This window comes from Vibrio vulnificus CMCP6 (assembly GCF_000039765.1).
GTDB lineage: Bacteria > Pseudomonadota > Gammaproteobacteria > Enterobacterales > Vibrionaceae > Vibrio > Vibrio vulnificus_B.
The window spans coordinates 2,062,926-2,084,857 of record NC_004459.3; the positions used below are offsets into that span (position 1 = coordinate 2,062,926).

Consider the following 21,932-nt stretch of genomic DNA (forward strand, 5'->3'; position numbering starts at 1 on the left):
CACAACGTTGGCGCATACTTATCCGGTTAAACAGCGACGTTATGGAGTACACATGGCCGAAGAAACTATCTTTAGCAAAATCATTCGCAAGGAAATTCCTGCTCAGATCCTTTTCCAAGATGATCTTGTCACCGCATTTCGTGACATCAACCCACGAGCACCGAAGCACATCCTAATTATTCCAAATAAACTCATTCCGACAGTGAATGATGTTGAGGCGGATGATGAAGCGATGATGGGCCGCATGTTCACTGTCGCAAAACAGTTGGCCAAAGAAGAGGGCATCGCGGAAGAGGGCTACCGTCTCATCGTGAACTGTAATGCGCATGGTGGCCAAGAGGTTTATCACATCCATATGCATTTAGTGGGTGGTAAGCCACTGGGTCCAATGTTATTGGGCTAAATGTCAAACAGCGGCCAGTGATTATCTGGCCGCTTTATTTTCGATGCATTCTCTTGGAGTTACATGTGAAGCAATACCGGAAATTAGTCGGAGTATTTGCCGCGACCCTGATCATGTCGGGATGCGCCAATATGTCCGCCGGTAACCTTTTCAGCCACTATAGTGAACAAAACCGCTCCGTCTATCAGGCTGTAAAAAGCGGCGATTACGCGCAAGCGCAAGAATTGCAAAGTGAGGGTGTTGCTGGCGACATTCTCGATAATATGGAAAAAGGACGCATTGCGTTCTTATCGGCAGATTACCCCGAAAGTAAGAAAGCGCTAGAAGCAAGCGACATGGCGGTGAGAAAGTGGCAAGATTTGGCCAAAGTGTCTTTATCACAAACGGCAACCAGTGTGGGTTCGCTGGCGGTCAACGATAATCTCAACAACTACACACCGGCAGATTACGAACTGGGCTTTCTCCATTTGTATCTCGGTTTGAACTACCTTCAGCAGAACAGCTTGGAGGGTGCATTGGTTGAAATGCGTCGTGCCAACCAAGTTCAGGAAGCCGCGCGTAAAGCGCGTGAAGACGATCTCCAGTCTGCTGAGCGTGATATGCAAAAAAATGGCATGTCGACCAACTTGGGCAGCGTGTTGGCGAATTACCCCGATGCGGGGAAAACCTTACAATCGGTGCAAAATGGCTATCTGTTTTTCCTCTCGGGTCTTTTGTATGAAGCCTCAAAAGATCTCAATGGTGCTTATGTTGACTACCGCAGAGCCTTGGCGGTGAGTCCTAATAACCCTGCGGTTATTGAAAGAACCATGCTGGTGGCGAAAAAGCTGGGCATGCGTGAAGATTTGGCCAAATTAGAAAAACGCTACGGTAAGCAAAACGACACCTTGGCGGGTGAACAAGGCCGCGTGATTGTTATTGAAGAACAAGGGGTTGTTGAAGCGCTCCAAGGCTGGCGAATAGATTTACCTGTCTATGACAGTCGAGGCGTTGGAGCGCTGTATTCTCTCGCGCTACCTTATTACCCAAGCCAAAATTATCAGCGCTTTTCCCCATTACGTTTGAATCAACAGAAACTGGAAAGCCAGTTGTTGGCCGATGTCGATCAGATGGCGAAGTACGACTTAAGTAAGCGTTTGCCTTCGATGGTGATTCGCCAGGCATTGCGTGTGGTGGCCAAAGATCAATTGCGTAAAGAAGCCGCCAAGGGCGATGACGTCGGCAATCTGTTGTTTAATGTTTGGAACGCGTTAACAGAGCAACCGGATACTCGTAGCTGGCAAACTTTACCAGCAAGAGTCAATGTAATGAGTGAAGTGGTCTCATCGGGTGAGCAAACATTGACATCCGGTGACAAAGATTACCAGTTCATGGTCGCAGACAAACAGACGACTTTGGTCTGGATTTCCCGTCAGGGAACTCACCAAACCATATGGCACAAACAATTAGGGAGGCTGTAATGAGAGCTTGGATTATTTCGGCATTGGTTTTGCTTGGCTTAGCAGGCTGTGCAGAGAATACGGCGGGAATGCGAGTCGATGGTGAAACGCAACACGTCTTTTTCCATGACAATGTATTGGGTGGCAGACTATTGGTCGATGACATCGCCACGACGCAAGTGGATGATCGCGCCCGTGCGGTTGTGCGTCTAACCAGCAATTTTAAAGGCGATCAGAACATCCTTTATCGCTTTGCTTGGTACGATGACAACGGCCTAGAAGTGAACACCAAGCCAGGCCCTTGGCGTCAAGCCATTGTGCGTGGTTTTGAATCTATTACCCTTTCGGAAGTAACGGTGAATCCGAATGGCACTCAATATCGCTTGCAAATCCGTGCAGCAAATGAATAAAAAATGTGAGGACTAAAAATGAATAAAGGTGTTGTCGCCTTACTAGGCTTAGCTGTTTTACTGGGTGGTTGTTCTAACCGAGTTTCTTATGGTGATGCGCAAGCTACTGAAACCACTACCATCGACTTTGGTTCGACGGACTTACAAACCATCGCCGGTCAAATGGTGGATAGTATGATGATGTCTGGCTCTGTGGCGGCGATTACGCGCGACAGTCGCCCAATTGTGTTTGTTGAACGCATTAAAAACAAAACCAGTGAGCATATTGATACGGAATCCATCACCGACACTATTTCAACCAAAATGCTTAACTCAGGTAAGTTCCGTTTTGTCGACATGGATCGCGTAGAAGCGGTACGTGAACAACTGAACTTCCAAAACAATGATGAGCTTGTGAACCAATCTACCGCGATTCAGTTTGGTAAAATGGTTGGCGCTCAGTACATGTTATACGGTAATTTGTCGAGCATCGTGAAAAACGACGGTAGCGACAAAGACGTGTACTACAAAATGACCATGCGCTTGATGGATCTGGAAACCGGTTTAATTGAGTGGGCGGATGAAACTGAAATCCGTAAGCAGCAGTCTAAGAGCTTGTTAGGACTATAAACAATGTGAGGTCACCTATGGCATGGTTTTCTTGGCAACAGGCAAAACAACTGGATCCGAGTTTAAACGCGGTAGGTGACTTTTTTGTACCCGCACCCATGCAGGTACAAACAGTGACTGGTGGTTTAACCAACCGATGTTGGAAAATCAACGATCACGCAGGCAAATCTTACGTTTGGAGGCCGGCAAGCAAAGTTTGTCAGGCCTTTTCTATCTCTCGCTACAGTGAATACCAAATTCTCAATGCCATTGCCGATTTAAAACTCGGCCCCAAGCCTGTGCTGGTCAATGAGCATGGCGTCTTAGTGGAATGGCTAGAAGGTGAGACGATGCGTGATGGGGTTGCGCCCGACACCTTACTCAAAACCGCGATCAAAATTCATCAGTTTGATGCTCACACCTTACCTTTAGCACCGTTTAGTTATACCGCTCGAGTGGATCACTATTGGATGCAATTGGAAGGGAAATATCTGGGCAGCGAATATGAAAACCTTTACCAACAGTGGCGCAGTGCTCCATCTGTCACTCCACTTCCCGTTGCCCTTTGTCATTTCGATTTAGGTGGATACAACATGGTGAAAGGGCCGGACGGGGTAAAAGTGATCGATTGGGAATACGCGGCATTGGCGGATCCTCGCTTAGATTTAACTCTGACGATTCAGCTATCCGGTGAAGATTGGTTCGAAATGGTCTGCCGTTACTGCCAACTTCGCGAGATTGACGAGGTTGAGGTGTGGATTGAGGGGGTTAAAGCATGGCAACCAAGAACCACTATGATGGCCATGTTGTGGTATCTGCTTGCACACAAAATCTGGGGTGATGATGAATATTTGCTCACTGCCAAACAAATGCTTCACTCATTATGCCATGAGGATCACTGTTTGCACGGTTGAGACAAGTTCGCACTTTAAACCCTTGTAATTCGTGGTAGATTGAAAGCATTAATCAAGTCACTCCAAGATGCACTGTTTGCGCTGCGTGTTATCGCCCGTTGCCCACACTGTGTTGCTGTTTGCGAAGGTATGTTGAAGTCACTTGGGATAAGTACCAAGAATAGTTAGGGAGAGGTACACATGATTATCTACCTTCACGGTTTCGACTCAACAAGCCCAGGTAACCACGAAAAAGTATTGCAGCTGCAGTTTATCGATCCAGACGTGCGTTTCATCAACTACAGCACGCTTCATCCGAAGCACGATATGCAGCACTTGTTAAAAGAAGTTCATAAAGCGATTGAACAATCAAACGATCCTGAACCGATTATTTGTGGCGTTGGTCTCGGTGGTTATTGGTCAGAACGCATCGGTTTTCTTTGCGGTATCAAGCAAGTCATTTTTAACCCTAATCTTCATCCAGAAAACAATATGGCAGGTCGCATTGACCGTCCGGAAGAGTATGAAGATATTGCAACCAAATGTGTCGAACAGTTTCGTATGAAGAACAAAGGGCGCTGTTTAGTGATCTTGTCACGTGATGATGAAATCCACGACAACAGTAAAACAGCACAAGCGCTTGAGAATTACTACGAAGTGGTTTGGGATGACAAAGAAACCCATAAATTCAAAAAGATATCTCAGCACTTGCAGAAGATGAAAGCATTTAAAGAAAACAACTGAGCGCTTTTATCGCCTCATTTGAACCTCTAAATCCGACACACAAGCACCTAGCGATAGGTGCTTTTTCTTTATCTGTTATAGGGGCTACAAAAGCGCCATGCGATGTCGATGCTTTGTTTTGAGGTGAGAGCAGTAGAAAACATCACCATTCCGTATGGGTAGTAAGGATTTTTGTTGCGGTTGTGATTTCGCGCTATATAATGAACCACTATAAAATAATTTGATAAATATCAAAAAAAATTGAGAGCGAGTAAAAAAACTTGCCCAATTCGTATTGTCGAGGTGATCTCCAATACGCTTTTATCCAAACGTTAAATGCCCTTTGATAACCCTGAACAGAACGTTCACAAGCACAAGATTTCTCTGTAGGACGCGTTACTGGTGATAACACCGAATGACCCGTCGTGCAGGACCCTTTTTATTATTTTGTAGAGGATTATCACTGTGACACGAATTATCGTTGTTGGTGGCGGTGCTGGTGGCCTAGAGTTGGCAACCAAATTAGGTCGCACATTAGGTCGTAAAAGACGTGCTCAAATCACCCTAGTGGATCGCAAGGCGAGCCATTTATGGAAGCCATTGCTGCATGAAGTGGCGACAGGCTCTCTGGATGAAGGGGTTGATGCGCTAAGCTACCGTGCTCATGCCAAAAACCACTGTTTCGATTTCCAAATGGGCAGCCTAGAGAACATCGACCGTGAACGTAAGGTTGTGATTCTAAGTGAATTAAAAGACGAGCACGGTGAGCTATTGATGCCAAGCCGTGAGCTCGAATACGATCTCTTGGTTCTCGCGATTGGCTCAACATCAAATGACTTCAACACCCCAGGTGTACGTGAGCACTGTATCTTCCTTGATAGTCCAGAGCAGGCGCACCGTTTCCGTCATGAAATGAACAACGAATTCCTTAAGCTGCACGCCAAAAATGGCCATGGCACCGTCGACATCGCGATTGTTGGTGCTGGCGCGACGGGGGTTGAGCTTTCTGCGGAATTGCACAATGCCATTAAAGAGCTGCGCACTTACGGTTTTGGCGATCTCGATTCCAGCAAACTAAACGTCAACCTTGTCGAAGCGGGCGAACGAATTCTTCCTGCATTGCCACCGCGCATTTCCTCCGCGGCACACAGTGAATTGGTGAAGCTCGGGGTGAATGTTCGTACCGCAACTATGGTGACAAAGGCCGAAGCGGATGGCTTGACCACCAAAGATGGAGAGAAGATCCCAGCGCAAATCATGGTTTGGGCGGCGGGTATTAAAGCGCCTGATTTCATGAAAGACATTGCGGGCTTGGAAACCAACCGCATTAACCAGCTCGTAGTGAAAAATACGCTGCAAACTACGCGCGATGACAATATTTTCGTGATCGGTGATTTGGCTCAGTGTACTCAAGCGGATGGCAAGTTTGTGCCGCCACGTGCGCAAGCTGCGCACCAAATGGCGAGCCATGCGTTTAGCAACATCATCGCCAAACTCAATGGCCGTGAGCTGAAAGATTACGTGTATAAAGATCATGGTTCATTGGTTTCACTCAGCCGCTTCTCTACCGTGGGCAGCTTAATGGGCAACCTGACCAAAGGTTCAATGATGGTGGAAGGCCGTATCGCGCGCGTTGTGTACATTTCGCTGTACCGCATGCATCAAATGGCGCTACACGGTATTTTCAAAACGGGTTTGATGATGTTGGTTGGTCGTATCAACCGCGTATTACGTCCAAACTTGAAACTTCACTAATTGAAATACGAAGTGACGAACTGACCCAAAAGGAGCCAACGAGCTCCTTTTTTAATGGCTGATATTTCTCCCATTCGTGTCAGTATTAATGCATATCTTGGGGAATCAATGAATAGACCAAACCATCTTGTGGTTTGTCGTGGAAAACAAAGCGATTACGGGCGATGGTCTCTTGTTTGGCATGGCAAGATTCAATCAGTTTCTGGCTAGCTTGGTTATCAATTGCGCACACAATTTCCAATCGAGTTAGTTTGAGTTTGGCAAAGCAAAACTCCGCCAGCGCCCACATGGCTTCTTTGGCTAGCCCTTGGCGCTGATGATCGTCGGCGATCCAATAACCGAGACTGGCCATGTTGAAGGTGTGGTAAAGCTCATTGATGGCCACCATGCCAACCAGTTCATCACTGCCTTTGAGAAATATGCCAAACCCATACGCGTCAGCTTTCACCCAGTTCAATCGGGTCATGAGAAGAAAGCTTTGCGCTTCTTTTTCGCTGTAATTCGGGTGACACCAATCGATCCATTGATGGAGAGAAGTTGAACGACGAATTAACCTCGCCAACTCACTCGCACGCTCGGCTTCGATTAAACGTAAGGTCACTCGTTGGGTTACGATATGGAAATCGGGACTCATGGCAATTCCGTTATAAGCATTTGAGTTAAGTATAAATGATAACTTTGTGAATTGGTTGAGAAAAACAAAGCCCCCGACACAGTCGAGGGCTTATGAGCAAAGGGCGTGTAGAGGTTATTCTACGCGACGCACTTGAATCACCATTCCAAGCAGTGGGTGATCGAGGTAGTGAGTTTCACCGCTACGCATACGGCGTTTTTGATCCATTCGATAGCTCTTTAAGAACTGCTCAACCGTCACTGTTGGTGTTACTTCGGTTAAGTTACCCAGCTGGACGTTGCCATCAACTTGACCTAACTGTTCGGCATTTTCTTCAAGCGGTGTGGCCTCTAGCGTAATTTCACGCACGCTTGGCTCTTTAAGATCCAACGCGGTTTCGATGAAAAGATAATGCTGAACATAAACCTGTAGCGTGCCGTCTAACTCGTAAAGCGGGTTGTCGATGCTCACTTCTGTAATGCCATCTAACGGTGCTTGCACAGCGGCCTGTTTTTCAGAACCGTCTGGGTTGTACTCTTTTGAGTAGTCTTTTCCTGCGCGAATACGGAAGATCGGCGCTGAACCTTTTCCTCGGTCACCTTGACGCCACGCTTTGTGCAGCAACACTTGGAAGCCAGCATGCTTCTCTAGTGCTTCTTTCTGCGATAACAGCTGGTAGCTAGAGTAAGGCAGCATAGAAACGCCTTTGCTCTGGCGGAACTGGGCATCCTGAAAATCGCCGGCATAAGTCATGGTGATCTCTGGCAATTGATTCGGCCAGGACTCATTAGTTTGCTCTGCATCTACGGCGCGTTTAAAGATGATCACTTCAACATCAAATTGTCTCTGTGCCCAAGAAGGCATTGAAACACAGAGTAGTAACAGAGGAATGAGAAATCTCATGGAATAACTAGCTCACTGGTAATAAATTCTGGTTAAACTCATTCAGCAAATCTTGGATAAACTGAATACGTTGGCGTCTGTCCGTCAATGGTACGCTAAACTTAAACTTAGTTGGACCTTCCATTGCAAATTTTTTCGGCTGAGATTGCAGTAGTCTAACCAAATAAGCTGGGTTTATGTCAGCGTGTGGATAAAACTCGATAAATCCACCTTTGTCGTGAGCCTCGATCTTCTTCGCCTTGATTCGGTGGGCACTCAGTTTGAGCTCCGCGACAGCAAGAAGATTTTTCGCCGCCTCCGGTAGTAAGCCGAATCGGTCGATGAGCTCGACTTTGACTTCGTTTAGCTCTTCTAAATCGGCCACACTGGCGACGCGTTTATACATCGACAAACGTGTGTTGACGTCTGGTATATAATCGTCTGGCAGCAAGGCTGGGATACGAATTTCCACCTCAGTTTGCTCGCGAAGTAGATCATCCAGCGCAGGTTCTTTGCCTTCTTTCAATGCTTGCACGGCTTGCTCAAGCATCTCCATATACAGCGTAAAACCGATCGATTGAATTTGACCACTTTGCTCATCACCGAGCAGTTCACCCGCACCGCGAATTTCTAGATCGTGCGTGGCGAGGGTGAAACCGGCACCCAGATCTTCCAAAGAAGCGATGGCATCCAAGCGTTTAATGGCATCTTTGGTCATGGATTTCGGGTGTGGCGTGAGCAAGTACGCGTACGCTTGGTGGTGCGAGCGACCCACACGCCCACGGAGTTGGTGCAACTGAGCAAGCCCGAGATTGTCTGCGCGATCCATGATGATGGTGTTGGCGGTTGGCACATCGATGCCCGTCTCGATGATGGTGGTACACACCAATAAGTTAAAGCGCTGATGGTAGAAATCGTTCATCACACGCTCCAACTCGCGTTCTCTCATTTGACCGTGAGCGATGGTGACGCGTGCCTCTGGCACCAGTTTGGTCAGGTCCTCTGCAACTTTCTCAATGGTTTCGACTTGGTTGTGTAAGAAGTACACTTGTCCACCACGCATGATTTCACGCAGAATCGCTTCGCGGACCACCGCATCGTCACTTTCGCGGACAAATGTTTTGATGGCTAAACGGCGAGCGGGTGGGGTGGCAATAATCGACAAATCGCGCATGCCACTCATCGCCATGTTGAGCGTTCGCGGAATTGGGGTGGCCGTGAGGGTGAGAATGTCGACATCGGCTCTCATTGCTTTCACTTTCTCTTTTTGGCGCACACCAAAGCGATGTTCTTCATCGACGATCAACAATCCAAGATCACTGAACTTGAGGTCGGAAGAGAGCAGTTTGTGCGTGCCCACTAAGATATCGACCTTGCCGTTGGCCACATCTTCCATGATCTGCTTTTGTTCTTTTGCCGACTTAAAACGCGACAGTACTTCGACGCGAATTGGCAGGTTGGCAAAACGATCACGGAAGTTTTCGAAATGCTGTTGAGCAAGCAGGGTGGTCGGGACCAAAACCGCCACTTGCTTGTCGTTATCGGTGGCAACAAACGCAGCGCGCATCGCCACTTCGGTTTTACCAAAACCTACATCACCACACACTAAGCGGTCCATGGCTTTGGCTTGACACATGTCAGACAGCACCGCGTTGATGGCCATTGATTGGTCATCAGTCTCTTCAAATGGGAAACCCGATTTAAAGGTCGCATATTGGCCACGATCCAAAACAAATTTGTAACCCGGTTTGAGTTCACGTTTGGCATAAACGTCCAAAAGCTCAGCGGCAACGTCTCGCACTTTCTCAGCGGCTTTGCGACGTGCTCTGGTCCAAGCATCGCTGCCCAGTTTGTGAATCGGCGCGCTCTCTTCTGCACCACCAGAGTATCGACTGATTAAGTTAAGGGAAGCAACGGGCACGTAGAGCTTAGCTTCGTTTTGGTACTCAAGCATCACGTATTCAGCCTTGATCCCGCCAGCTTCAAGGGTTTCCAGGCCAATATAACGACCAATACCGTGGTCGATGTGTACCACAGGTTGCCCAGGTTTCAGCTCCGCCAGATGACGAATCACGGTATCGCTGTTGACGTTGCGCTTATCTTTTTTGCGACGTTGGATAACGCGATCGCCAAGCAAATCGCTTTCACAAATAAAGGCGAAGTTCAGCGTGTTGTGAATAAAACCGTGCTCACTGGCGCCAATGACCAAAGTGAATTTATGGTTATGTGCAAGGGCTTCACTGACTGAGGCACAAGCGTGTGGCTTGAGCTTAACGCCCTGTAGCAACTCACTGAGCGCTTCGCGACGCCCTTCCGATTCAACGGAAAAGATGATTTTGCCTGAGAAACTTTCACTAAACTGACGCAACTGCGCCAAAGGCTCTTTATTTTGCTGTTGCACCGCGAGAGTCGGCAGTGGGCTCAATGGCTGGTTGGAACGCCCGGCTTTTTCGTCGATGGCGTCAACACACAGCCAGGTTTGGCCAAAATTTTTCAGATGCGCATACAGTTCATCTTTTTTAAGCCAAAGTTGCTCTGGTTTCAGCAGTGGGCGCAGCGGGTCGACTTTTTTCTGATCGTAGCGGTAATCCACATCCTTTAGGAAATGATCGATGGTGGGTTCGATATCCCCCAACACCAGCAGTTGTGAATCACGATTGATGTAGTCAAACAGCGTTTCCGTTTGTTCAAAGAAAAGGGGTTGCCAGTATTCAATCCCCGCAGGCCAAACGCCTTTGCTCACCTGCATATAGACCGATTCTGGCTCACGGCGGGCATCAAATTGGCTGCGCCAGCGGATACGAAACTCTTCTATTGCCGCCTCGGTGGTTGGGAACTCGTGCGCAGGCAGTAGGCGGATCTGCTGGATCTCTTCAATTGAACGTTGATTCTCAGGGTCGAACGTGCGAATGGTGTCGATTTCATCATCAAAGAAATCGATACGGTAAGGGTCACGACTGCCCATCGGAAAGAGATCAAGAATCGAACCGCGGCTAGCGTATTCCCCAGGGCCAAATACTTGATCAACATGACGGTAGCCAGAGTTATCAAGTTGTAGGCGCAGTTTTTCGAGCGAGTAGCGATCACCAACATTGACCATCAAAGTATGTTGCAGCAGAAAATCGCGTGGAGATTGACGTTGCAGTAGCGTGCTCACCGGCACAATGGTAATGCCATCGGTCTGAGAGGGAAGCTGATATAACGTGGCGATACGATCGGAAATGATCTCTTGATGAGGAGAGAAGTTATCGTATGGCAGCGTTTCCCAATCGGGGAAAATCGTCACGTGAGCGGTGTAAAACTGCTCGATCTCGCTTTGCAACTTCAGCGCGGTTTGAGGATCTGGAACAATGAGAACCGTGTGGTTGGCATGGGTATTTGCCAGTTCGGCCACAGAAAGGGCCAGTGAGGCGCCAGGCAACTGGCCCAAGTATTTTTTGTCTCCCGCCCCTTTGGGCGTGGAGACTTGTAAAATCGGTTGATAAGTCATAATCGAATGTTATTTGGTATCTCTTTCTAGCGAACGTTGACGCAATAGACGTTGTTGTTGGTGTAAGGCCGCTTTGATTAATAGGTCTTGGTCTGAATCGCGAAGCAATACGTACTTCATTGTTACTTCATGTTGTTGATCTTTGGCTTCGCAACTGGCGACTTGCGCGTAGCAATAAATAGCCGCAGCGGGGCTTTCTAAGAACAGTTTCACACGTGTAGAGCGACCAATCGCCATAGTGTCGGTGGACAAAAACGAAACCTGACTGGCACCAAAACGGGTGGTTTTGAAGCGAAGGTTTTCTTGGTCTTGCTGCGATAACATAAAGCTCAACAGCAAATTGAGTTTCGAATTTTGCGCATCCAGCAGGTTGATGACGTTTTTGAGATCGCTATTTTTCAGTTCAAGTCGTGCGCTTTCGGCTAACTGATCTAATTGGCTAAATTCACTCGCCACAATAAAAGGGGCTGGAATTTCCGCTTCAAAGGCCTCTAGGGAAGGCAGCAAATAGTGTTCAGGTAACAGCTCAACGTTGATCGTCAGCGTTGAATTTACGGTAAAAAACTCTTGTTCTGTCATGCTGTTATTCCCTTTTTGCCGATGGGATTCTAAATAAGAATCTACAAGCTGTTGATTATCGCCAACTGGCGACGCTTGGCAAGCGATGTTATTTCGCACACCGTGATTTTCGCAAATTCGTTTTTTAAACCGAGAGCCCTATACGTTCTGTAACACGTAAATGGGCAAATTTGCTGTTAAATCTCAGACATATGAAATATTTTAGCTATATTCGTGCCAGTTTTCTGGTTACATTAGCCCGCTGAACTTATTGACGGTTTTTAGAATGTTTCATCCTGTCTCTATATTTATTGGATTGAGATACCTGCGCGGACGCTCCGGTGACAGGTTTAGCCGATTTGTCTCCTATATGTCGACAGCTGGCATCACGGTTGGCGTGATGTCATTGGTCACGGTGTTATCGGTGATGAACGGCTTTGAGGCGCAATTGAAAGAGCGCATTTTGGGTGTGTTGCCGCAAGCGGTGGTGTCGATGGATGGTGGAAAAACGCCGCACACCACGCCGCCTGACTTTGTACGTGCCTTGTCTCCTCACTATCAACCCACACCTTTGGTACGCAGTGAAGCGGTGATTCAAAGCCCTTCACAACTTTCTGTGGGTTACTTGATCGGTATTGAGCCTTCGGCAGACGATCCGATTGAAAACCATCTCATTGCCGGCCGCTTAAGCCAATTGGAAGCCGGCAAGTATCAAGTATTTCTCGGCCACTTTTTAGCACGATCATTAAATGTTTCAATGGGCGACAAAGTCCGTTTGATGGTGACCAGTGCCAGTCAGTTTACGCCATTAGGCCGCATTCCAAGCCAACGAAATTTTACCGTTGCAGGGATGTTTAATACCGGTTCGGATATTGATGGGCAGTTGATGGTGACGCACATTGAAGACGCGGGGCGTTTATTGCGTCTTCCGTCAAAGACCATTTCTGGCTGGCGACTCTATTTTGATGATCCTTTCCAAGTGACCGAAGCGGCCAATACGCCATTGCCTGATGGTTGGCAATGGAGCGATTGGCGAGCGCAACGTGGAGAGCTTTTCCAAGCGGTAAAAATGGAAAAGAACATGATGGGCTTAATGCTTGGACTCATTGTTGCTGTGGCGGCCTTTAATATCATTTCAGCGTTGATCATGGTGGTGATGGAGAAACAATCTGAAGTCGCGATCTTAAAAACTCAGGGTATGAACAGCTTTGGCATTATGGCCATCTTTATGGTGCAAGGTGCCAGCAGCGGTATAATTGGTTCGCTCTTCGGTGGAGCCGTTGGTGTGCTCTTATCGCAAAATCTCAATACTATTCTCGAAACCGCAGGGGTTGCTTTGTTCACCTTTGGTGGTAGCTTGCCTGTGCTGATTCAACCATTTCAAATTGTCGCTGTGGTTGTGTTAGCCGTTTTATTGAGCCTGTTGGCGACGCTTTACCCTTCTTACCGTGCATCTTCTGTTAAACCTGCTGAGGCCCTCAGATATGAATAAGCTTTTACAATGTCACCAAGTTAGCAAAATCTATCGAGAAGGGGAGTTTGAAACGGAAGTCCTCAAAGGGGTTGATTTCGAGCTAGAGCAAGGCGAGTTGGTCGCGATTGTCGGTACATCGGGGTCAGGCAAAAGTACTCTGCTGCATATTTTAGGTGCGCTTGATGATGCCACTCATGGTGAGGTCGCGTTTCTTGATTATCAGTTGTCTGCGTTAAGCGGTAATAAACAAGCACAAGTGCGCAATCAGCATCTGGGTTTTATCTATCAGTTTCACCATCTACTGGCGGATTTTACTGCAGTGGAAAATGTGGCGATGCCGTTACTGATTGGAGGGAAAAGTCCGAAGCAAGCGAAGTTAGCCGCCGAGGCATTGCTGGAAAAAGTGGGTTTGCAACATCGTATGCATCATCGTCCGTCAGAGTTGTCTGGTGGCGAACGTCAACGTGTCGCAATTGCGCGGGCATTGGTCAATAAGCCTGCATTGGTGCTGGCGGATGAGCCTACGGGCAATTTGGACCACAAAACCGCGTTGCAAATTTACGATTTGATGCGCGAGCTCAATCGAGAATCCGGCACCGCGTTTTTAGTGGTGACGCACGATAACGAGCTCGCGGCAAAAATGGATAGAATCCTGTATATGCAAGATGGTGTGCTTGCGTCGGACAATCGTTAGGAGACGGGTCGATGTTTTCATCTTTGGCACTGTTGATTGGCCGTCGCTTTAGCCAAGCCAAACAACGTAACAAAATGGTGTCGTTTATTTCTCTCTCCTCGACCATCGGTATTGCGGTGGGCGTGGCGGTGATTATTATTGGTCTATCGGCAATGAATGGCTTTGAGCGCGAGTTGCAATCTCGCGTGCTGTCGGTCATTCCACACGCGGAGCTGGAAGGCGTTCGTGCACCGGTGGAAAATTGGCAATCGGTGATGACTCAAGCGGTGGCCAACCCCAAAGTGGTGGCTGCGGCTCCTTATGTCAAATTTACCGGTTTGGTTGAGCGGGGCAACAAGCTCAAAGCGGTGGAAGTGAGAGGTGTCGAGCCAGATTTTGAACAAGCGGTCTCGACCATGTCTCAATTTATTGACCAGCAAGCGTGGAGTCAGTTTTTACCGGGGCAAAATCAGGTCATTGTCGGGCGAGGCGTAGCAAACGAGCTGGGTGTGGACGTTGGCGATTATGTCACCTTGTTGATTCCTCAAACCGGTGAAAGCACTAAAGTTCAAGCGCCTAAACGCGTTCGAGTCAAAGTGACGGGTATGCTGACACTCAATGGTCAAATTGATCACAATTTAGTGTTGCTGCCGATGGCGGATGCACAGCAATACAATCATCTGGGTGAAGGTGTCACTGGCATTGCGCTGAAAACCAATGATGTGCTTAATGCACAAGCGATTGTGCGAGAAGTAGGACGACAGATTGACGTTTATGTCTACCTTCGTAGCTGGCAACAGCAGTTTGGTTTTTTGTATCGAGACATTCAACTCGTCAGAACCATCATGTACTTAGTCATGGTGCTAGTGATTGGGGTGGCGTGCTTTAACATTGTTTCCACCTTGATGATGGCGGTGAAAGATCGTGCGAGCGAAATTGCCATTTTACGCACCATGGGGGCTGGCGATGGTTTGATTAAGCGCATTTTTGTCTGGCAAGGGGTGTTTTCTGGCGTGCTTGGCAGTGTGTTAGGCAGTGTTGTCGGTGTCTTAGTGGCGCTGAATCTTACCACTCTCATTAAGGGCCTTGAGCGAGTCATTGGTCATCAGTTTTTATCCGGTGACATTTACTTTGTCGATTTTTTGCCTTCTCAACTGCGTGTAGATGATGTGTTATTGGTGTCTGGCACGGCCATTGTTCTGAGTATTGTTGCCACTTGGTACCCAGCAGCACGGGCGGCAAAGCTTAAACCTGCCGCTGTACTGAGCAGCAAATAGCCGACAACAGAATGATAGATAAACAAAAGGACCAGAATGGTCCTTTTGTTTTAGGTGTCCGGTTAGCGATTGGCAACCTTGGTGTTTTTTCGTGGTCCACGAGATAAATCAAACTTTGATTACCCGACGTTGCAATGGAAGTGGCATTTCTATCGGAAAATCACACTGACTCTCTGCAATGGAGGGTGAAGATCGTTATCTTGTTTGACGCTTTTGCCAACTTCTTACCACGGAATAACGCCACAAGCCTCGTATGCCAAAGTAGCCGACGATGGCAGAGACAACACCACAAATGGCGCAACCCAATAAAAATGGAGGACCAATGGTACTCATTTGGTCGAGAATGAAATCCCAAGAGAGCTCAAAGTGAAATGGCTGCGGAGGCACGTTCATCACAAAGGCGCCGAGCTTATACGCAAAGTAGAACAGCACGGGCATGGTGACTGGGTTACTTACCCACACGAGAGCGACAGACAGTGGCAAATTTACGCCAAGAAAAATGGCTAACCCAGCAGACATGATCATCTGGCTCGGCAGAGGGACAAACGCCATAAACAAACCAACGGCAAACGCACCCGCAGCGGAGCGACGATTCAAACACCATAGATTAGGGTTGTATAAAACATTGCCGAACACTTTCAGCGCTTTTTGGCGTTTGATTACTTCATGGTCAGGCATAAAGCGTTTAATTAGCTTTCTAGGCATGGGACAACATGACTCTCTTAGGTAACAATTGGTTATTGGCTTCTTTTTCAGCAACCCTTATTTCGGCAAGCTACTGGCCGCTTATGCCTTCCTGGCCTTGGTTAATGCTAATTGTTGTTGCCATCTTTATCATTATTGTGCGCAAAACGTGTCGTTACTTGCTGGGGGTGACCATCGCACTTTTGATTGCCATTTCGGCTGGTAACCTTATGCAATGGCAAGTAAAGACCCTATTTCAGGCAGGGGAGAATATTACCATAAATGGCGCCGTTGACAGCCCTTTTAAGCAAATAAGTCACGGTTATGAAGGTGTTGTTAGCATCACAGCAATAAATAATAGTCATTTAGTGTGGACCCTGCGACCTAAAGTGCGTTTGATCTCACCCATTCCTCTTGGGCAGGGGGATCAAATCGTAGCGCATGTGACTCTAAAACGAGTCTATGGGTTACTCAATGAAGCAGGGTTTGATGCCGAACGTTTTGCTGTCAGCCAAGGCATCGTTGGACGGGCAACTATTGATGATTCTCGCTCTTGGCGTTTGGTCTCCGTGAAGGGAGGGCGACAAGCGCTGATCGAAAAAGCTCAGCAGCTACTGGTTCGTAGCGATCATACCGGTTATTTACTTGGCTTAAGCTTTGGTCTTCGCGACGACATTACCGACGAGCAATGGCAGCAACTCAAGCAAAGTGGTTTGATACATCTACTTTCTATCTCAGGGCTGCACATTGGTATGGCTTTTGGTATCGGTTACTGGCTCGGGCATTGGTTGCGTTTTGGACGGCTTACTCTTGTTTGGCTGCCGTTGGCTATTGGACTGAGTCTCAGTTGGAGTTATGCGTGGCTGGCTGGTTTTACTCTGCCAACGCAAAGAGCCATTGTCTTTGTCACGTTAGTCGCCTTGTTCTCGTTTACGTCGGGGCAAGTCGGTCGTTGGACAGTCTTGCTGTTGGCACTGGCCTTTTGTCTTGCGATGTCGCCATTTTCTGCCCTTTCTACCAGTCTCTGGCTCTCGTTTCTTGCTGTCAGTTGCGTCTTTCTGGTGGTTGATCTCCGTGAGTCGTCTTCATCTTGGATTGGCAAAATGAAAAGCGTATTTTGCATCCAAGGTATGCTGCTGCTTTATCTCGCACCTGTGACTGCTTACTTCTTTTCCGGTTTGAGTCTGGCCGCCTGGCTGTATAACTTCCTGTTTATTCCCTGGTTTAGTTTGGTGGTGGTGCCTGTTATCTTTGTTGCACTCGTGCTGACTGCGCTGGATATGATGCCTGTAGCCAGTATGCTATGGCAGTTAGCGGATTTAAGTTTATGGCCATTAACTTACGCTATGCCTTACGCCCACTTAGGTTGGTGGGGGCTGTCTTCTTTTCAGGTGGTGTTGGTCGCGTTGTGCGCGCTCGCTGTGATGCTGAGACATTTTATTCGCTGGCAACTTTCTGTTGTTCTGATCATTTTGCTCAGCATTTCTTCACTATCGGTTCACTCTCTTTCTCGCACCCGAATTGACGTTTTAGATGTTGGCCATGGGCTCGCCGTATTGATTGAGAAAGACGGTAAAACGCTGCTTTATGACACTGGAAAGTCTTGGCATGGTGGAAGTATTGCGCAGCAAGTGATTGAGCCTATTTTATTGAGTCGGGGTAGTAGAAGCCTTGATGGGGTGATCATCAGCCATCAAGATGACGATCATGCAGGCGGCTTGCCCTATTTGCAGCAAAACATGCGCCCACAATGGGTAAGGAGTAGTCATTACTTGAGTGATTTTCCGTGTGTTAAAGGTCATGACTTTGAGTGGCAAGGGCTTAAAATGACCGTGCTTTGGCCGCCAAGGCAAGTGACTCGTGCCTACAATCCCCACTCCTGTGTGATTCGTATGGAGGATGAGGAAAATCAGTTTTCATTTTTGATGACTGGTGATATTGACGCTTTGGCTGAGTGGATTCTGATTCGTGATCCTGAACAGCTAAACAGCGATGTGGTATTGGTGCCGCATCATGGCAGTCAAACTTCGTCGATTGAGCCTTTTGTGAACGCCGTCCAGGCAGGTGTGGCAATCGCCTCGTTGGCAAAAGGAAATCAGTGGGGGATGCCACAACCGAAAGTGGTCGAGACTTATCGACGACATCGCACGCAGTGGTTTGATACTGGTGAGCTGGGTCAGATAACGTTGTATGTGGAACAGAGAAACTGGCGAATCGTCTCAAGACGCGACACTTTCAACGCTTGGTATAGGCAGATGCTGCGTAACCAAGTAGAATAGCGGCCTACTTGAAGAAAAAGAATCATTCATTTATGTCAATTAATACCGATGAATCGACTTGGCGTACCTTTAAACGCTTGTGGACTTTTATCCGACTGTACAAATCAGGATTGGCCGTTGCCGTTGTGGCATTGATCATCAATGCGGTTTCAGACACCTACATGGTCTCTTTATTAAAACCGCTTTTAGATGAAGGATTTGGCAGCGCTGAATCTGATTTTCTCCGCACTCTGCCTCTCCTCGTTTTTGGTTTGATGTTCATTCGAGGTATCAGTAGCTTTGTTTCTACTTACTGTTTGAGCTGGGTTTCTGGCAATGTCGTAATGCAAGTACGTCGCATGGTATTTAACCACTACATGCAGATGCCTGTTTCTTACTTTGATAAAGAAAAATCTGGCAGCTTACTCTCTCGCATCACTTACGATTCCGAGCAGGTTTCAGCGGCAACGAGCCAAGCATTGGTTAGCATTGTTCGAGAAGGAACGAGCATTATCGGTCTGTTGGTTTTGATGTTCTACAACAGTTGGCAGCTTTCTTTGGTACTCATTTTAGTGGCACCGGTTGTCGCTTGGGCAATTGGCTTTGTTTCCAAGCGCTTTAGAAAAATCTCTAAAAATATGCAGACCACGATGGGCATTGTAACAAGTTCTGCTGAGCAGATGCTTAAAGGTCATAAAGTCGTATTGAGCTACGGAGGGCAAGAGGTAGAAAAATCTCGCTTTGATGTAGTGAGTAACCAAATGCGCCAGCAAAGTATGAAGCTTATCACCGCCCAAGCCGCGGCTAACCCAATCATTCAAATGATCGCTTCTATTGCCATCGTCGTGGTTTTGTATTTGGCCAGTGTCGATACTATTAAAGATCAACTGACCCCAGGTACCTTTACCGTGGTTTTCTCCGCGATGTTTGGTCTAATGCGTCCACTTAAAGCATTGACCAATGTTACATCGCAGTTCCAACGTGGTATGGCGGCGGCACAAACCCTGTTTGCTTTGGTCGATCTAGAGCCAGAGAAAAATACCGGTACATACAGTGTTGAACGAGCAAAAGGTGAGGTTAATGTCAAAGACATCTCCTTTACCTATGAAGGCGCTGAAAAACCTGCCTTGTCGCATGTCTCTTTTGACATTCCGCGAGGGAAAACGGTGGCATTGGTTGGGCGATCAGGCTCTGGTAAGAGTACCATCGCTAACTTATTTACTCGTTTCTATGATGTCGATTCAGGTGAAATTCAGCTCGATGGTGTAGATGTTCGTGATTATGAGTTGAAAAACTTACGTACACAATTTGCGCTGGTGTCGCAAAATGTGCACCTATTTAACGACACCATTGCCAACAATATCGCTTACGCAGCGGGTGATAAATACAGCCGCGAAGACATCGAACGCGCCGCAGAGTTAGCACACGCGATGGAGTTCATTTCGAAGATGGAAAATGGACTCGACACCATGGTTGGTGAAAACGGTGCAAGCCTATCGGGTGGACAGCGTCAGCGCGTTGCGATTGCTCGTGCCTTGTTACGTGATGCCCCTGTGCTGATTCTTGATGAAGCGACCTCTGCACTGGATACCGAATCAGAACGTGCAATCCAATCGGCATTGGATGAGTTGCAAAAGAACAAGACGGTGTTGGTGATTGCTCACCGCCTGTCAACCATTGAAAAGGCCGATCAAATCTTAGTGATTGACGATGGTTCCGTTGTTGAACGGGGTTCGCACTCTGAACTTATCGAAAAAGATGGCGCTTACGCGCAATTGCATCGCATTCAGTTTGGTGAAGGGTAGTGATTGAAAAGATCTGGTTTGAAAACCATCCTGTAAAATACCTTTTATGGCCACTGTTGTGGCCATTATCGCTGTTGTTTGGTGCGATTAGCCGTCGTCAGAAAGCAGCGTATCAGCGAGGTGCAAAAGCGTCTTTTCAAGCGAGTATACCTGTCATCGTGGTCGGTAATATTACCGCTGGTGGCAATGGCAAAACTCCGGTCGTCATTTGGTTGGTCGAAAAACTGCAACAGCTTGGCTTTAAGCCGGGTGTGGTCTCTCGTGGCTATGGTGCAAAAGCACCAGTGTATCCGATGGTGGTGGATTCAGAGAGTTTAACCTCTCACTGTGGTGATGAGCCTAAACTGATATTTGAACGAACGGGGGCTTTGGTTGCGGTTGACCCCATTCGGCCCAATGCAGTAAAGCGCTTGATAGAACTTGGGGCCAATATCATTGTTACAGATGATGGACTACAGCATTACGCGCTGCAAAGAGACATCGAAGTGGTGGTTGTGGATGGTCAACGTCGATTTGGTAACCAACAGTTGATCCCGCTCGGCCCACTGCGCGAGCCAACGTCCCGTTTGCAAAACGTGGATTTTATTATCACCAATGGCGGGGATGCCCACCAAGGTGAAATCGCGATGAGCTTGATGCCAGATATGGCCGTTAATTTGATGACGGGTGAGAAAGTCACGGTGAATGAATTGGCGTCCTTGGTCGCTTTTGCTGGTATTGGTCACCCCCCACGTTTTTTTAAAACGCTAGAACAATTGGGGGCTGATGTCGTGGTCAGCCAAGGTTTTGCCGATCATCAAGACTTCGACCCAGAAGCCATCGCGAAGCTGGCCCATCAGGGCAAAAATGTCATTATGACGGAAAAGGACGCGGTAAAGTGTCGTCGCTTCGCACAAAATAATTGGTGGTATTTACCCGTCTCTGCTCAGTTTTCGTCACACGATCAGCAGAGAATATTGCAAAGAATAACAGAGGTAGTAAAAGAATATGGATCATCGACTGCTTGAGATTGTCGCGTGCCCAGTGTGCAAAGGTAAACTGACTTTTGATAAAGAAAACCAAGAGCTGATTTGCAAGCTCGATCGCTTGGCTTATCCAATTAAAGAAGGCATTCCTGTTTTGCTTGAGCCGGAAGCTCGCAGCATGGGAATGGATGAGGGGCGCTAATGTCATTTACCGTTGTCATCCCAGCGCGTTACCAATCAACCCGTTTACCGGGCAAACCGCTGGCAGATATTGCTGGTAAGCCCATGGTTCAGTGGGTGTATGAACAAGCGATTCAGGCGGGCGCGCAAGATGTAATTATTGCCACCGATGATCAACGTGTCGCTGATGCTGTTGCTGTGTTTGGTGGTAAGGTGTGTATGACCTCGCCAAACCATGAATCTGGCACAGAGCGTTTGGCGGAAGTGGTCCAATTAATGGGCATCGCTGACGATCACATTGTAGTGAATGTTCAAGGCGATGAGCCGTTAATCCCACCTAGCATCATTCGCCAAGTCGCGGAAAATCTGGCAGCAAGCTCTGCACCAATGGCCACATTAGGGGTGGCGATAACTTCAGAAGAAGAAGTGTTTAACCCGAATGCAGTTAAAGTGGTGACAGACAAAGAAGGCTACGCGCTTTATTTCAGTCGCGCGACGATTCCTTGGGATCGTGATGCCTTTGCACGTGGTGAAGTTCTCACAGAGCACTCTCTGATGCGCCACATCGGTATCTACGCCTACCGTGCGGGTTTCATTAATACCTACGTTAATTGGCAACCGAGTAGCTTAGAGAAAATAGAGTGTCTCGAGCAACTGCGAGTACTTTGGTATGGTGAAAAAATCCATGTTGAGCTAGCCAAAGAAGCACCTCCAGCGGGTGTTGATACGCCAGAGGATCTAGAGTTGGTTCGTGAGCTCATCGCCGCTAAGAGCTGATTAGGGCGAGATGCGTTAGATGAACGGAATGGCTGGAGTTTGGGCTCTGGCCATTTTTGTTGTTAGTATTCCCAAATTTTAGCGT

At 47.7% G+C, this 21,932-nt stretch carries 20 protein-coding genes; 15 read left to right on the top strand and 5 right to left on the bottom strand.

Translation table 11 applies throughout. The features are described 5' to 3' along the window. Window positions 1-52 precede the first annotated feature (52 nt). From hinT to VV1_RS09785, 7 genes are all read left to right on the top strand, one after another. Complete coding sequence (hinT, locus tag VV1_RS09755; protein WP_011079955.1) at window positions 53-403, top strand: purine nucleoside phosphoramidase; 351 nt, start codon at window positions 53-55, stop codon at window positions 401-403. Between the two features lie 65 nt (window positions 404-468). Continuing rightward, a complete protein-coding gene (locus VV1_RS09760) occupies window positions 469-1,863 on the top strand; it encodes a COG3014 family protein (protein ID WP_165386340.1) in 1,395 nt (464 codons plus the stop codon). After that, window positions 1,863-2,252 (top strand): YcfL family putative periplasmic lipoprotein, encoded by a 390-nt coding sequence (locus VV1_RS09765; protein ID WP_011079957.1) that lies wholly within the window; start codon window positions 1,863-1,865, stop codon window positions 2,250-2,252. The genes VV1_RS09760 and VV1_RS09765 overlap by 1 nt, the downstream gene beginning before the upstream one ends. Window positions 2,253-2,270: 18 nt before the next feature. Further along, window positions 2,271-2,861 (top strand): penicillin-binding protein activator LpoB, encoded by a 591-nt coding sequence (gene lpoB, locus VV1_RS09770; protein WP_011079958.1) that lies wholly within the window; start codon window positions 2,271-2,273, stop codon window positions 2,859-2,861. A gap of 17 nt (window positions 2,862-2,878) precedes the next feature. Then, window positions 2,879-3,754, top strand: coding sequence for a thiamine kinase (thiK, locus tag VV1_RS09775; protein WP_011079959.1), 876 nt, complete (start codon window positions 2,879-2,881; stop codon window positions 3,752-3,754). A gap of 180 nt (window positions 3,755-3,934) precedes the next feature. Further along, entirely contained in the window at window positions 3,935-4,477 is a 543-nt protein-coding gene (ycfP, locus tag VV1_RS09780) for an alpha/beta hydrolase YcfP (RefSeq protein WP_011079960.1), read from the top strand. Window positions 4,478-4,921: 444 nt separating this feature from the next. After that, the gene (locus VV1_RS09785; protein ID WP_011079961.1) at window positions 4,922-6,211 is read left to right on the top strand and encodes an NAD(P)/FAD-dependent oxidoreductase; all 1,290 of its coding nucleotides are present in this window, start codon (window positions 4,922-4,924) and stop codon (window positions 6,209-6,211) included. Between the two features lie 85 nt (window positions 6,212-6,296). Here the strand turns inward: VV1_RS09785 and VV1_RS09790 are convergent, their stop codons facing one another. From VV1_RS09790 to VV1_RS09805, 4 genes are all read right to left on the bottom strand, one after another. Further along, complete coding sequence (locus tag VV1_RS09790; RefSeq protein WP_011079962.1) at window positions 6,297-6,845, bottom strand: GNAT family N-acetyltransferase; 549 nt, start codon at window positions 6,843-6,845, stop codon at window positions 6,297-6,299. Between the two features lie 114 nt (window positions 6,846-6,959). Continuing rightward, window positions 6,960-7,727 carry a peptidoglycan binding protein CsiV gene (locus tag VV1_RS09795; RefSeq protein ID WP_011079963.1) on the bottom strand — a complete coding sequence of 256 codons (768 nt, stop codon included), beginning with the start codon at window positions 7,725-7,727 and terminating at the stop codon, window positions 6,960-6,962. A gap of 7 nt (window positions 7,728-7,734) precedes the next feature. Continuing rightward, entirely contained in the window at window positions 7,735-11,196 is a 3,462-nt protein-coding gene (gene mfd, locus VV1_RS09800) for a transcription-repair coupling factor (RefSeq protein WP_011079964.1), read from the bottom strand. A gap of 9 nt (window positions 11,197-11,205) precedes the next feature. Beyond that, window positions 11,206-11,775, bottom strand: a complete 570-nt coding sequence (locus tag VV1_RS09805; protein ID WP_011079965.1) for a hypothetical protein — start codon at window positions 11,773-11,775, stop codon at window positions 11,206-11,208. A 265-nt stretch (window positions 11,776-12,040) separates the two neighbouring features. Here VV1_RS09805 and lolC point away from each other — a divergent pair, with 265 nt between their 5' ends. Genes lolC through lolE form a run of 3 tightly spaced genes read left to right on the top strand, consistent with a single transcriptional unit; the run spans window position 12,041 to window position 15,178 of the window. Beyond that, complete coding sequence (gene lolC, locus VV1_RS09810; RefSeq protein ID WP_011079966.1) at window positions 12,041-13,246, top strand: lipoprotein-releasing ABC transporter permease subunit LolC; 1,206 nt, start codon at window positions 12,041-12,043, stop codon at window positions 13,244-13,246. Continuing rightward, on the top strand, window positions 13,239-13,922 hold the full coding sequence (gene lolD, locus VV1_RS09815; RefSeq protein WP_011079967.1) for a lipoprotein-releasing ABC transporter ATP-binding protein LolD: 684 nt from the start codon (window positions 13,239-13,241) through the stop codon (window positions 13,920-13,922). Before lolC ends, lolD begins: the two co-directional genes overlap by 8 nt. Window positions 13,923-13,933: 11 nt before the next feature. Beyond that, window positions 13,934-15,178: a lipoprotein-releasing ABC transporter permease subunit LolE gene (lolE, locus tag VV1_RS09820; protein ID WP_011079968.1), complete on the top strand. Its 1,245-nt coding sequence runs from the start codon at window positions 13,934-13,936 to the stop codon at window positions 15,176-15,178. Window positions 15,179-15,373: 195 nt separating this feature from the next. Here the strand turns inward: lolE and VV1_RS09825 are convergent, their stop codons facing one another. Next, entirely contained in the window at window positions 15,374-15,883 is a 510-nt protein-coding gene (locus tag VV1_RS09825) for a DUF2062 domain-containing protein (protein ID WP_011079969.1), read from the bottom strand. 83 nt (window positions 15,884-15,966) lie between these two features. Between VV1_RS09825 and VV1_RS09830 the strand changes: the two genes are divergently transcribed. Genes VV1_RS09830 through kdsB form a run of 5 tightly spaced genes read left to right on the top strand, consistent with a single transcriptional unit; the run spans window position 15,967 to window position 21,847 of the window. Next, window positions 15,967-18,141 carry a DNA internalization-related competence protein ComEC/Rec2 gene (locus VV1_RS09830; protein ID WP_225480605.1) on the top strand — a complete coding sequence of 725 codons (2,175 nt, stop codon included), beginning with the start codon at window positions 15,967-15,969 and terminating at the stop codon, window positions 18,139-18,141. Window positions 18,142-18,173: 32 nt separating this feature from the next. Next, on the top strand, window positions 18,174-19,925 hold the full coding sequence (msbA, locus tag VV1_RS09835) for a lipid A ABC transporter ATP-binding protein/permease MsbA (RefSeq protein WP_011079971.1): 1,752 nt from the start codon (window positions 18,174-18,176) through the stop codon (window positions 19,923-19,925). Next, on the top strand, window positions 19,925-20,932 hold the full coding sequence (gene lpxK, locus VV1_RS09840) for a tetraacyldisaccharide 4'-kinase (protein ID WP_011079972.1): 1,008 nt from the start codon (window positions 19,925-19,927) through the stop codon (window positions 20,930-20,932). The genes msbA and lpxK overlap by 1 nt, the downstream gene beginning before the upstream one ends. Further along, on the top strand, window positions 20,913-21,092 hold the full coding sequence (locus VV1_RS09845) for a Trm112 family protein (protein ID WP_011079973.1): 180 nt from the start codon (window positions 20,913-20,915) through the stop codon (window positions 21,090-21,092). Before lpxK ends, VV1_RS09845 begins: the two co-directional genes overlap by 20 nt. Further along, window positions 21,092-21,847 (top strand): 3-deoxy-manno-octulosonate cytidylyltransferase, encoded by a 756-nt coding sequence (kdsB, locus tag VV1_RS09850; RefSeq protein ID WP_011079974.1) that lies wholly within the window; start codon window positions 21,092-21,094, stop codon window positions 21,845-21,847. The genes VV1_RS09845 and kdsB overlap by 1 nt, the downstream gene beginning before the upstream one ends. Window positions 21,848-21,932 lie beyond the last annotated feature (85 nt).